Source organism: Brevibacillus sp. (assembly GCF_003521185.1).
Taxonomy (GTDB): Bacteria; Bacillota; Bacilli; order Brevibacillales; family Brevibacillaceae; genus Brevibacillus; species Brevibacillus parabrevis.
This window is the reverse complement of sequence record NZ_DOTK01000091.1, coordinates 21,143-33,633: the sequence shown is the minus strand read 5'-3', so window position 1 is coordinate 33,633 and position 12,491 is coordinate 21,143. Positions and strand designations below refer to the sequence as shown.

The 12,491-nt window shown below is 53.8% G+C and carries 15 protein-coding genes; 2 read left to right on the top strand and 13 right to left on the bottom strand.

Features of this window, described 5'->3' with window-relative positions; genetic code table 11:
• Nucleotides 1-14: 14 nt before the first annotated feature.
• Together DEP07_RS26750 and DEP07_RS26745 are read left to right on the top strand one after the other, a co-directional pair.
• Complete coding sequence (locus DEP07_RS26750) at nucleotides 15-623, top strand: hypothetical protein (protein ID WP_173599447.1); 609 nt, start codon at nucleotides 15-17, stop codon at nucleotides 621-623.
• A 79-nt stretch (nucleotides 624-702) separates the two neighbouring features.
• Nucleotides 703-1,131: a hypothetical protein gene (locus DEP07_RS26745; protein WP_173599446.1), complete on the top strand. Its 429-nt coding sequence runs from the start codon at nucleotides 703-705 to the stop codon at nucleotides 1,129-1,131.
• A gap of 306 nt (nucleotides 1,132-1,437) precedes the next feature.
• On the opposite strand, the gene DEP07_RS26740 is transcribed toward DEP07_RS26745, so the two are convergent.
• The 13 genes from DEP07_RS26740 to DEP07_RS26680 form a co-directional block, all read right to left on the bottom strand.
• Nucleotides 1,438-2,751 carry a VWA domain-containing protein gene (locus DEP07_RS26740; protein ID WP_280648989.1) on the bottom strand — a complete coding sequence of 438 codons (1,314 nt, stop codon included), beginning with the start codon at nucleotides 2,749-2,751 and terminating at the stop codon, nucleotides 1,438-1,440.
• A gap of 70 nt (nucleotides 2,752-2,821) precedes the next feature.
• Nucleotides 2,822-3,493, bottom strand: coding sequence for a Tad domain-containing protein (locus DEP07_RS26735; protein ID WP_173599445.1), 672 nt, complete (start codon nucleotides 3,491-3,493; stop codon nucleotides 2,822-2,824).
• Nucleotides 3,494-3,985: a TadE/TadG family type IV pilus assembly protein gene (locus DEP07_RS26730; RefSeq protein ID WP_233454107.1), complete on the bottom strand. Its 492-nt coding sequence runs from the start codon at nucleotides 3,983-3,985 to the stop codon at nucleotides 3,494-3,496.
• Nucleotides 3,972-4,172, bottom strand: coding sequence for a hypothetical protein (locus DEP07_RS26725; RefSeq protein WP_173599444.1), 201 nt, complete (start codon nucleotides 4,170-4,172; stop codon nucleotides 3,972-3,974). The genes DEP07_RS26730 and DEP07_RS26725 overlap by 14 nt, the downstream gene beginning before the upstream one ends.
• Nucleotides 4,173-4,211: 39 nt before the next feature.
• Nucleotides 4,212-4,412, bottom strand: a complete 201-nt coding sequence (locus DEP07_RS26720) for a hypothetical protein (RefSeq protein WP_242772824.1) — start codon at nucleotides 4,410-4,412, stop codon at nucleotides 4,212-4,214.
• A complete protein-coding gene (locus tag DEP07_RS26715; RefSeq protein WP_122965584.1) occupies nucleotides 4,409-5,128 on the bottom strand; it encodes a hypothetical protein in 720 nt (239 codons plus the stop codon). The genes DEP07_RS26720 and DEP07_RS26715 overlap by 4 nt, the downstream gene beginning before the upstream one ends.
• 54 nt (nucleotides 5,129-5,182) lie before the next feature.
• Nucleotides 5,183-6,187, bottom strand: coding sequence for a hypothetical protein (locus DEP07_RS26710; RefSeq protein WP_287103248.1), 1,005 nt, complete (start codon nucleotides 6,185-6,187; stop codon nucleotides 5,183-5,185).
• A gap of 50 nt (nucleotides 6,188-6,237) precedes the next feature.
• Nucleotides 6,238-7,647, bottom strand: a complete 1,410-nt coding sequence (locus tag DEP07_RS26705; protein ID WP_287103247.1) for a VWA domain-containing protein — start codon at nucleotides 7,645-7,647, stop codon at nucleotides 6,238-6,240.
• 118 nt (nucleotides 7,648-7,765) lie between these two features.
• Nucleotides 7,766-7,990 carry a hypothetical protein gene (locus DEP07_RS26700; RefSeq protein WP_122965587.1) on the bottom strand — a complete coding sequence of 75 codons (225 nt, stop codon included), beginning with the start codon at nucleotides 7,988-7,990 and terminating at the stop codon, nucleotides 7,766-7,768.
• Nucleotides 7,991-8,088: 98 nt separating this feature from the next.
• Nucleotides 8,089-9,024: a type II secretion system F family protein gene (locus DEP07_RS26695; protein WP_122965588.1), complete on the bottom strand. Its 936-nt coding sequence runs from the start codon at nucleotides 9,022-9,024 to the stop codon at nucleotides 8,089-8,091.
• A 4-nt stretch (nucleotides 9,025-9,028) separates the two neighbouring features.
• Nucleotides 9,029-9,955, bottom strand: a complete 927-nt coding sequence (locus DEP07_RS26690) for a type II secretion system F family protein (protein ID WP_173597823.1) — start codon at nucleotides 9,953-9,955, stop codon at nucleotides 9,029-9,031.
• Entirely contained in the window at nucleotides 9,933-11,321 is a 1,389-nt protein-coding gene (locus tag DEP07_RS26685) for a CpaF family protein (protein WP_122965590.1), read from the bottom strand. Before DEP07_RS26685 ends, DEP07_RS26690 begins: the two co-directional genes overlap by 23 nt.
• A gap of 12 nt (nucleotides 11,322-11,333) precedes the next feature.
• On the bottom strand, nucleotides 11,334-12,491 hold the full coding sequence (locus tag DEP07_RS26680) for an AAA family ATPase (protein WP_173597822.1): 1,158 nt from the start codon (nucleotides 12,489-12,491) through the stop codon (nucleotides 11,334-11,336).

The window sequence follows — 12,491 nt, the reverse complement described above, 5'->3', positions numbered from 1 at the left end:
GGAGCAGGATTGACATGACGAACACAATAAAAGTAGTTTTACTTACTTCTGTAGTGCTATCCGGGGTATTAGGGTACACTCTTTCGACGCCTAAAGAAAGCAATGTCGTCTCAGTACATGCGAGTTGGGGGAAAGAGCAACCATCCGTGAAATCATTATTAGACGAATCGGACTTGGTTGTGGTAGGAACATTGAAAGAAGAGATTAAATCGTACCAACCATTTGACGGCTATGAACATACATTTACCGACGGTACTATTGAGTTGCAGCGCGTGTTGAAGGGCCCTCCTCTTGAAGAAGTAGTTTTGTCGCAATACGGCGGAGTCCGAATGGATGGCAAAGTAGAGGTATTTGATGACCTGCCATTGCTAGAGAATTCAAAGACGTATCTCTTGTTTTTAAGCAAAATCAACGATAACACGGAACGCAATGGGAAATATCAGGTTACTGGAGGTCCGCAGGGATTATATGAGTTAGCCAGAAGTGACAGCAAACTGATGAAAACTCCTGACGCTGAATTAAGCGACTTCTCCATTTTCTCGTTTGTGGATGGGGAAATCAATCAAAAAGTCATCGACATGGGATTAGACACGATTGCTGATTTAGCCAAGGAACCTAAATAGAAATATTCACCAGGAAAAGTGTGGATGATATCATAAAATCACCCGCACTCTACTCATTTACAGGTAAGGAGGGCTCAGAATGAGAAGAGTTCCGCTCACAGTCAAGTTGATCCTTTCCGCTTTACTGCTTTCATCATGTGCTCACAACTCCCCATCAACAGATACACAAAAAACAACAAATGAAATCGCAAGCTGGCCGTACCCTTATGTGAAAGTCGATAACCATTTTTATGTAATTGAAAACGATGAAAACAAAGTCGAACTTGTAGAGAAAGAAAACATCGGAGAACAAATTGGAACTGTAGAAGAGAAATACGATTTTGAAGGGGACGAACAAACATCGCAAGCAACTATTGTATCTAATTACCTAGAGAAAGGAACCAAGCTATTTGCGATCAAGGACGTTGATCCGAGTATTCATATTGCATTTGAAAAAAGCGAGGATGTATACGTCAAAGCTACAGAGGAAAATGCAATTCCAAAAAAGGCAACTGATAACACGAACTAAAGACTATTGGGATACACGCCGGTATTGGGACCTTTTGCAAAATAAAATGGGACTTCGTGACGAATCCCATTTTATTTAGTTCGTGGGCGTAGGCGAGGGACTGTAATTTATTTTGTGTAAATGGGTTTTGAACAGGTGGATGTTCCGTCCTCGGCTTTACATGGAGGGGCGGGCATGATAGACTCCCTGCTCCTTTCTCAAATTAAAGATGACTAAAATACAAAAACCCGTTAGACGGTAACCTTTTCCAAAGTGTCCATCTGACGGGTAACAGTTCAACATTGTCGCAAGCAACGGGACTTTCCACTAGCTTCCACTGTATTTTTCCTCGATTTCTTCTTTCATTTCCTGATAAGTCTTGTTGGTAAGGTTGACCAAATAATCGGTAAGCTCTTCTTTCGCCTGCGAGGCTAACGCTTCCCTGTCCTGTCTCTGCTTCGTAAAATGCGCTTTGGCCTGGTTGCCGATCTTGCCGCTTGCCGCCAAATACTCGATCGCGCTTCCGATATTCAAGCTCTCCCGCCAGCTTTTCTCGTACCAGTCCCGGTTGTAGGCGTCGATCCACTTGCGGCGGTCGATCAGCACCTCGCCTACTTCCGTCAGGGCGTCCCGCTTCCACTGCTCCCACTTTTGAGCGATTTCTTTTGCCCGCTCCAGCTCTCTTTTGAATTGCTCGCGGTTCGTCACGTTGGCATACAAGCCTTCCGATGCCTGGGCAATCGCCTTCAATTGCTTCTGCCCTTCGGCGTTCACGTCAAAGCCGATCACGTTTACGAGCGGCATGATTTGCGACTGGGACAGCTCTTTGGCTACAGCCACCGGATCGCCGCCGCAAGTCTCGATGCCGTCGCTGACGAGGTAGATGACGTTCGTGTTTTTATCCGCCGAAAACGCGGCCAAATCTTGCTGGGCAAGCGTGAGAGAATGGGCGATCGACGTCCAGCCAGTCGGCTCAAACAGTGCAAGCGCCTGGTCCAGCCGCTTCGGCTCGTACGATTGCAGCGGATAGACAAGATCGCTGCTGGAGCAGGAGAGCTGTTTGTCTCCATCGGCATTGCTCCCTTTATGTCCATAGACGCGCAGCGAAATGTTTGCTTCCTCCGGGAGTGATTCGGCAAATTCCTTGATCGCTTCCTTGGCCAGTTGCATCTTGGTTTTGTCTCCCATTTTCCCGGCCATGCTGCCGCTCGCGTCCAAAATGATTTCGACGTTAAAATTTTCCCGAAACTGAAACCGCGCATCCTCGATGCCGGGATCTCCAAACGAAGCCATTTTCCAGCGATCCACAACCATCTGCGGACTGAGGTAGTCTTCGGAGAACAAAGCGAGCAGCTGATTCCAGTACAGTTGCAAATACGCTTCGTTCATCCCATCCACCACAGTAGGCATTTTGTCGAGAATGGCAGCAATAGCCGGCCGATGCGGATGCTGGGCGAGGTAAAAATGCGTGCCCGCCAACTGTCCGGGCTGCTCCGCAATCAACTCCTGCGTGTTTTGCGGCCATTTCACCTCGCCCACTCGCGGCCCTGCTCCAGATGCGCCAAGGGTGCAGCCGCACAGCAGCAGTGCCGTCATCAAGCTGTTCACCAGGCCGAGCATTCGCCTGTACTTACTGTGCATTCGGTCATAGCCTCCTTGTCGTGTGTATGTTCTGCATCATCGGATATGACGAGATGAACCGTGCTTTCCTTTACAGCGTGATAGAACTGAGAAAAAAGCTTCCTGCCGCATGGAGAAAGCCAATCTGTCTGCTCGATCCCGTCTGGTACACTTCCTCCTCGTGCTTCGGGTCAGGCATGAAGGAAAAGTCAAACGTAGTGGAGCGGAAGCGGACAGAAGTCTGTACCTGAATGCGCTCATCCGCGGTGACGACAATTTGCGAACCGGGCACTGTGGCGTGATTGGCGTCGAGGACCGTGACGACGACATCCCGCAGCTTCGGGGCTGCTTCTGCAAGACCCGCCTGCACATACAGCAGCAGCTCCACGTTTGCTGGCAGCCAGCTTCCCAGCACCTGGTCAATCGCTTCGTACCGCACCTCGCTCCTGGCCCAATCCGGATGGCTCGCGCGGATAGCGGCTTCCGCCTGATCCACGAACGGCTTGATGTATGTCTCGTCCTTCAGGCGCATGGGAGATCGATCGTAGCGAACGAGTGCCTTTTCCATCTCGTCGTAGATCGGCTTGACCGCCGCCAGCGCCGCTTGCTGCGCACTGTCTGACGCTTGCTCCTTGACGACGAAGACTGTCGAGAGGTTAAACAGCGCCATGAACAAGATGAGCATGATGAGCATAAAGATCGTAAGCGTAAAGATTGTGACATTGCCTCGTTCATTCCGCAAACACGCCAGCCAGTCTCTCATCTAGTGAACCACCCTGCTCGTGATCTCGCGCTGGAACGAAATCCTTTTGTCCGCCTCATCCATGTTCTGTGTCAAAATATCCGGCAAAAAGGCGATTTCCAGGTTCGCGCCGACCATGACTTTGAAGTACCCGTCACTTGTCGTCTCGATGTACGACTCTCCCCTGTCGAAGCCGATGCCGCCACCCGCTCCGGCTAACACTTTTTCAGCGGCGTTCAGTGCACTGGCCTCGCTCCCGGTGATGGCGAATACTTTTGCCGCCTCATTGGCAGCCGATTGCGCGGCGATCACCCCGTACACGCCGATCAAAAACTGCCAGCAAACGAGCATGATGAGAAAAAGCAGCGGCAAAATCCCGAGAAACTCAATCGTGACCGAGCCTTTTTCCCCGGACAGCAGACGCGACAGCTTTCCTGCGTTCCTCGCGTTCGCGCGGCCCTGTCTTGCGCCCGGCATCACCCACTGCCTGGGCGTACGGTTAAACAGACGCATGTTTCTTCCGGAGAAAAGCCAGATGATTTTTTTTCATAAACGGCAGCCCGATCGCCAAAATGACCAGCTGGATCGGAAAGTCTCCCCGGTAAATGGCGCCGATGATCGCCGCAGGCACAATCAGGGCGTAAAAATAAAGCAGCATGAACTTCCAGAAACGCTGCCAGTTTTTCTCCTGCTTGGACATGTCGTTTCCCCCTCCATGATTATTCGCTTGGCGTCGTCTCTACCGCTTCACTTCTTTGCGGCGTGCGTACTCCATGCCAGACTGTTCGATATAGGGCAGCGCAAACCAGACAAGCAGCAGCGGATACGGAATCGTCTCCCCCACTACCATGAGCAGGCAGCAGAGCGGCAGGAGCACGCCGTACAAAACAATCGCGATCCCATTCCAAAACCGCTGCCTTTTCGCTTCTTTTGTCGTCAAGCCGTGTCCCTCCTCCCGGTATCCACGCTCTCCGCAGTCGCTGGCTCACTCATCCATCTGTGCGTATACATCGTCAGCATCACCGCCATCAGCGGAAAGAAAATGACATTCAGCAAAATCTGCGTAAAGAAAACCGCGCCAAAGCTGGTCGTAATGTACGTGACGGTAAACAGCCCGATCACACTGATGCCCCACTCGATGGCGCTAATCAGCAAAATCACGCCGAGAATAGAGAAAAAATGCTTTTTCCCCAGCGCAAACGCCTTTTTCCAGCTCTGCTGCACCGGCTGTTTTTTCATGACCGTCAAATAAGGAGTCAAGTAAAACAGCACGAGGATGACAATCCCCGGCACAAAAAACAGCATCATGCCAAAAGACACGGCCAGGACGTAGACGATCCCGAAGACAAACACGGCAAAGCCTTGGTCCAAAAACGTGCGCAATGCCTGGCGAATCGGCCGTTCCTCTCCCGCAAGCTCGCTTTGCACATACTGGGCAAACGGAAGCTGCACGACTGTCAAAAACACGAGCAGCAAAAACAGGTTGAAAAAGGCGGAAACCACCTGCCCGCCCGTCAAGGCAGCGATAAAGTGGATATAGTTGACGGTAAAATTGTGAATGAGCAAAAAAGGCAGAACGACGACCGCTGACAAGAGCAGCATGGACTCGATATTGCGTGTATAAAACAGGAAGCTTTCTTTGATCGGATGCTTCACTCTGACTCATTCCCATCTAACGTTTTGGCGGCCAGTCACGACCAGTATCAGACGCTAGGCGAACCGTTTGAACAGCTTGCGTCCCCATTTCGCCAGCTTGCTGCCTACCCACAGAACGCCGCCGACTGAGACAAGCACGACAGCGGCCGTCTGCCCTCCGGGAATCATGGCGGCGATGACCCCGGCATCCATGAGCGTGCTGCCGAAGCTGCCTGTTCCGTCGATCGCATAGTCGATGCGCTCAGACTGGCTGTTGCCTGAATCAAAGGCATCCTGAAAGTTCGTGAAGGTGTCGATGCTGTCAAACACCAGACTGATTCCTGCTGTCGCGACGTTCAAGCCTTTGACCAGTCCTGTCACTTGCAGGCCGCTTGCCGTGTCTTTGATGAACTTGAAATTCATCCAGGCGGAAGCAGCGTCGAAGCCGTCGACAGGCAAGCCGCTCACCCAGTCGAAGGAAGTGTCCTTCAGATGAATGTCGATCGCCTTGACGCCCAGCTCGACCAAAAACAGGCTGCGCATGCTGGCAAAGGTAGCCGGGTCTACATTCCCTTCCGTCATGTCGGCCACCATGCTGAGACTGCCGCCGAACGCACTGTTGATCGACCAGTTTACATAGTCGTAGGCTTTGGAATCGCCCTTGCCGGAAAGGCTGCCCGGTGTGACGCTCCCTGGCTGGGTACTGCCTGGGGTCAGGCTACCGGGACGGGTATCCCCCGGATTGACGTTCCCCAGTTGGGTATCGCCGGGACTGACGCTTCCTGGCTGGATCACGCCTGGGGTCACATTGCCAGGACGGGTGTTTCCTACATCCAGACTCCCCGGCTGTATCTCACCGGGCGAAATCTCTCCTGTTTCCCATTGAAAACTACCAGGCTGTATGTCATTTGGCGAAATATTTCCCGGCCTGATCTCTCCCGGCTGGACTGCGCCTGGACGCACGTCGCCAGGCGCCACAGACTCTGCATGCACAAAAGCTGCAAAGGGGAAAAAATTGATCACCAGTATGAACAGGGCAACGATGGCAGCCCAATTCGTCCGTCTTGCTAGACACTTCACAGCATTCACCCCGATTTCCTTAATCCCTGGCAAACCACTGATTGGCGGCGCTAGTTTCCGCCTGCATTGATGCCGTACTGCTCAGAAATGGCTTCAATGGTTTCCTTGTATGATTTTTTGGCCAGAGAATCGAGCATGTCTTCCAGTTCGTCCGCCCGTTTATCCACGTTTCGCTTATGTTCATCCTGCAATCGGGCCAACCCTTCGGCGAGCTGCTGCGGGAACCGTTTATCCCGTTTGATCTGCCGAATCATCCAGTCGACGTTTCGCTTCTCATCGTCGGCCAAAAACTTCCACTCCAGCTTGTAGTGCGTATTGTTTACGAGCAGATTGACTTTTCGGGAGTACGCTTCACTGGATTCCTTGCGCCTCCATTTGTACCACTCGTCCGCAATTTCTTTTGCTTTGGAAAATTCGTCCTGCAACCCTTTTTTGTCGCGGATCGATACATAGCGGCCGCGCGCTGCTTCTGCGACTGCCTTTAGCTGCTTTTGTCCCTCTCCGTCCACGTCAAAGCCGATGACATTCAAGACAGGCGTGATGTTGGAATCCGCCAACTGCTTCGCTGCTGCCACCGGATCTCCGCCGCATGTCTCGATTCCGTCGCTGACGAGAAAAATCAGGTTGGTATTCTTGTCCCCGGCAAGCTGACTCAAATCTTTCTCTGCCTCCTGCAAGGAATGAGCGATCGGAGTCCAGCCCGTCGGTTGGAATTGATTCAAGCTTGCGGCGAGCTTTCCGGCGTCGTATTTTTGCAACTGGTACACCAGCTCGCTGCTGCTGCAAGAAAGCGCCTTGTCGGAGTCTTTGCCGCTCCCTTCGTTCCCGTACACGCGGAGGGCCACATTCGCCTCTTTGGGCAACGTCTCGGCAAACGCTTTGATCGCTTCCTTGGCTGCATCCATTTTGGTTTTGCCGTCCATCCGGCCTGCCATGCTGCCGCTCGCGTCGAGAATAATTTCGACGTTGTACTGCTCCTTGAACTGAAAGCGGGGATCGTCGATTTCAGGACTTCCGAACGAAGCCATTTTGATATCTTCGATCAGCCGTTCCGGATCGGGGTAGTCTTCGGCGAATAGCCCGAGCAGCGCCATATAGTACATGCCGACAACCTCCTGATCGGGGTTTTCGATGGTGGGCAGCTCCTGCAAAAACGTCTGCAGCTCTTGTTCATGCTCGGAATAGTTGCTTCCCGCATAGCGCCCGATAGGAAAGCTGGCAATCTCGGCGGCCGTCTCCGGAATTTTTGTGGCTCCCTCAGGAAGCAATGCTTTCAGGGAAGCGATTTGCTCCTCCTTCGACGACTTCTGCTCCTGATTGACTGGCTGTTCCACCTGCTCGTTGGACACCGCTTCCGGTGGCGTTGTCGGTTCCCGCGTGCTCGACGGTTCGTCGCTGGAGCAAGCATGCAAGATGACCATCAGCCCGAGGGCTGCAATCAGTACCTTGATAGCTTTCATCTGTATGTACCTCCGTCATTTCAGAGCTGCTTGTTGTTCCCAGGCAAAAAACAGGGAAAGTTAGTGGTGAAAATCAGCTTCCACCACTAACCGTAGGCACCGGAATTGACGCTTGGCATTAGTCACCTGTAATCTTGTCGCCAATGTGCTCAATGACATCGGACAGCGTGCCGGAAACGGCGTTGCCCACGTTTTCATCTTTGCTGAAAAAGGTCGCTACAGCGCCAAGCACCGCCAGGACGACTGCAGCCAGTGCGATCCATTCAATCGATTGCGCTCCCTTTTCGTTGCGCAGGGAAAAGCTTGCTTTTACAAACAGTTTTTGCATCAATGTTGTCACCATCGTTTTTTCCTCCAAACGGGAATGTATTTAATAGGTAAAAAATGACTCCCGGACACCTCTGCCTGCATCACCTCCCTTACAGGCATCCGATCCAGCATTTATTGGAAAATGCCCGTAAACGTCTTGGCATTTTCCAAAATGTTCAGTACCATCAGGCCGCCGATCATCAGCATGGCGGTCGGGGCGACGACGAGCGTGGTAATCAGCGTGACCTTCGGCGAGGCCTTCGCCGCTTTTTCCTTGACCAGCTCTTTGCGCATTCGCCGCATGTTGTCCGCCTGCACCTTGAACGTCACCGAGATCGGCACACCCAGGCGCATTCCTTGGATCAATGCCTTGATCAACAGTTGAAATTCCGGGTTGTCGTTGCGCCGCAGCAGTTGCTCGTACGCTTTTTCCCGCGGCACACCGAGGTCGATCTCCTGGTTGAAGCGCGAGAACTCTTCCTGAATCGGCCCGCTGAAAAAGCGGATGACTTCGCGCAGGGCGTGATCGAGACTGACTCCGGCCTGCAACGTCACGCTGACCGTATCGAGAAATTCGGGCAGATCGTAGCGGATTTGCTGCTGGCGCTCGCTCGCCTTTTTCTTCAACCAGAGGATCGGCAAAAAATAGCCAGCCAGCGGCCACAGGATCAGCCCGAACTGGGCGAACGGAAAGCCGAGGACGAACAACAACGCCCCGATGATGATGCCGAGCAGGGCGAGCACGATTTTGACGCCTTGAAAGCGGGCTACAGTCAAATCGAGCGGGCGACCCGCCTTGAGCAGCCAGTCCTCCACCTCGTGCGACTCGCTGAAAAAGTTGAAGCGCTGCCCGAGGACCGCATAGTCATCCCCGTAGCGCAACAGCCGCTTGACCAGTCGTTCCGAGGCCGTTTCCGGCTTGCGCACATCGTACGTCCGCTGCCCCGTCACCTCGTACATATGCTCGATCAGCGTGCGCTTTTGCACAGAAAACAAATACCATTCCTTTAAAAATATGGAAAAGAACAATAAAAACAGAAACAGACAGGTGATGATTAGTGCATCCATCGTTTCACACCTTTATGTTGGTCACTTTTTTCACCAGGATGTAGGACAGCAACGTTCCGATCAGGAACAGCCCGAGCAGCACCAGCCCCATCGGCGTAAACAGCGGATCGATAAAGCCTTTGTTAATCATGTTCATCATCAGCACCAGGGCGACGGGCATGATCGGCACGAGATACGAGACGTAGCGCTGCTCGGCGGTCATCGTCTTGATTTCCTGCGAGACGAGGCGGCGCTCCTCCATCGTCTCGGCCATCTCCTGCAGCACTTCGCTCAGGTTGCCCCCTGCCCTGCGCTGGATGAGCAAGGTCGCCGCGAAAATGCGGAAATCGCGCGTCGGAATCCGCTTTTCCATCTCCATCAGCGCCCGGTCAAAACTGACGCCAAGCGCCAGCTCCCGCGACATCCGCTTGAACTCTTCTCCCGCCGGAGCGTTCAGTTCTTTTGCCACAATCGCGATCCCCTGGGTCAGCGTCAGCCCTGCGCGCAACGAGTTGGCAAGCAGGCGGCACACCTCCGAGAGCTGATCGTTCAATCTCTCCAAATATTTGTGGCGCCGGGCAAAAAAGACGGCTTTCTGGATGACATACATCGCGCCTCCGCCCGCCATGAAGTTGTAGGGAGCCGGAATCGCCACTACGCTGTGCAGGAAAAACCCAAGCCCCATCGTCCCGACGAACATGCCCGCGAAAAATTCGGAAGGGGTCAGCGGAATGTTGGCCTTTTTCAGCTTTTTGCCGATCTCCTGGGCGTATGGCTTCTGGTCAAAGCGGTCGCCCCAGACGACGATGAAGCTTTTGCGCTGTGTCTTTACCTCGTACCAGTCTTCCGCTTTCTTTTTCCACTCGTTTTTCTTCGTGCGGTATCCGAGGTATTCGTACATGCCCCAAATTCCGAACAGCACCGCCAGGCTAAACAGAATAGCTAGGCTCACGTCTGCCCCCTCCTTTCGCCGTAAACATCGACTCGTCCAGCTCAATCCCGAATACTTTGAACCGCTCCAGGCTGCGCGGGATGATTCCGGTCGGGGTAAAATATCCGAGCACTTCGCCTTTGCTGCCGATTCCAGTCCGGTGAAAGCGGAAAATTTCCTGCACCTCTACCCGTTTGTCCTCCGACTTCGCCACCTCGGAGATCGAGACGATCTTGCGCGTCCCGTCCGACAGCCGCATGACCTGTACGATGATGTCGAGCGCACTGACGATGTACTCGCGGACGATGGCAGAGGGCAAATCCATCCCCGCCATGACGACCATTCCTTCCAGACGGTTGAAGGCGTCCAGTGGCGAGTTGGCGTGCACCGTGGTCAGCGAGCCTTCGTGACCCGTGTTCATCGCTTGCAGCATGTCGAATGCCTCTGCGCCGCGCACTTCCCCGACGATAATCCGGTCGGGCCGCATCCGCAGTGAGTTGCGCACGAGCTGGCGGATTGTAATCTCGCCTTTTCCCTCCATGTTCGGCGGGCGCGCCTCCAGTCCGACGCAGTTCGGATGGGTCAGCTTCAGCTCCGCCGAGTCCTCAATCGTAATGATCCGTTCATAGTGGGGGATTGCTCGCGCGGCCGCGTTGAGCAGCGTCGTTTTCCCGCTCCCGGTACCGCCCGAGATCAGCACGTTCATCTTCGCTTCCACGACTGCCTGGATGTAGCACGACATCGCTTCGTCAAATGAGCCGAATTGTTGCAAATCGTCCATTAAATACGGCTCTTTGCGGAATTTGCGGATCGACACCAGCGTTCCGTTCAAGCTGATCGGCGGGATGACCGCATTCACCCGGCTCCCGTCTTTCAGGCGGGCGTCGACCATCGGCGAGCTTTCATCAATCCGCCTGCCGAGCGGAGCCACGATCCGGTCGACGATGTGCCGCAAATGTTCCTCGTCGCGAAACTTCAAGTCGGTCAACTCCAGCCGCCCGCGTTTTTCGATGTAGACGAGGTTGTGTCCGTTGATCGAGATTTCCGTAATCTCCGGGTCCGCAAGCAGCGGCTCCAACGGCCCCAGCCCCACCGATTCGTTGATCAGGCGAGTCAGCAGCAATTCCTTTTCGCTGCGCGGGATCACGACTTTTTCTTCCGACATGTACTGCGACACGAGACGCTCAATCGCCACCCGCATTTCCTGCGAGCCGAGGCTGGTCAGCCGCTCCAGGTTGGTTTCCCGCAAAAGGCGTGTCTTGTAATGCTCTGCCAGCTCGTCAATGTAAGGATTGAAGGCGGGAGCCGCAAGTGTCGCTGCCAGTGTCGTCCGTGACGACTCATCTTCTGCTGTCTTCTGCTCTTGCTTGCGCTTGAATAAAGCCATCTAGCTCCCCCCTCAAGACAGTTTGCTTTGGACCCATTTTCGGATGTCTTTTGCCGCAGGAGTCAGTTTTTTCTCATTCGCTTCTTTTTGCAACGGCCTTCCCTGATTGACAGCCGCCTGCACCCCCGCGTGATCCCGCCTGATTTCCGCGGTAATCGGGGCGTTGAACAGCCCTTTCAGGTCGGACACAGCCAGCTCGTTATCCCGGCCCACCTGGTTGACGACGACTTCCAGCCTGCCCTCGGTATCGATGCGCAGCCGTCTGAACAAGTCTTCGACGAGCCGATAAATTTGCACAGAAGGCGTATCCAGGTTCATCACGTAGTAAATCATGTCGGCTTCCGACAAAGCGGCATAGACCAGCTCGTTCATATGGCTCGGCAGGTCGATGATGACGAAATCATAGCTGCGGCGGCTCGCCCGGATCAGGCGCGTGACAAACGCCTCGGACATATTTTCCGCAATCTCGGCGTCACGCGGGCTGACCAGCACTTCCAGCTTGGAGTGAGCCTCGCGCTGCGCCACGTTGCGGATGTGAAATTCGTTCATCTCGTTCATGACCGGAATCAGGTCCCCCAGCGTGCGGTTGCTGTCAAACGACAGGAACGTCTCCACACCCCCGTACTGCAGGTTGAGATCGATCAATAGCACGCTGGCCGTCGATTCCAGCTTCAGCGACTGGGCAAAGCCTGTGGCAAGCTGCGTACAGCCGCTTCCTCCCTTGCCGCTGTAAAAGGAATACACCTTGCCCCGCCCGCGCACAAACGCTTTGCCGGAAGCATCCGCGCCTTTTTTGCGCTGCTGGATTTGGGACAGCTCGGATATTTTTTCGAGGCGATCGGTCAACAGGTTCAACTCGTCTGGCATGACGATGTACTCGACTGCTCCGGCGCGGACGACGTCCCGCAGCAGGGCAAAATCTTGCCTTTCCGTCAAAAAAATGACGATTCCCTCTGGCAACTCGCTCTGTATGTACTGAACCAGCTCGACTCCGGCCCCCTCCTCGGGCTGGACGAGCAACACGACATCGGGTCCGATCCGGTCGATTTCTTTTTTCACTTCGCTGGAGGTCGTATAGCGTGTTTGCTCATACCCGGCCAAAAATTCCGTGAGCATTTCTTTGACCGAATCGTAATCTGCGACTACAAGAATTTTCACTTCTTTGCTCAT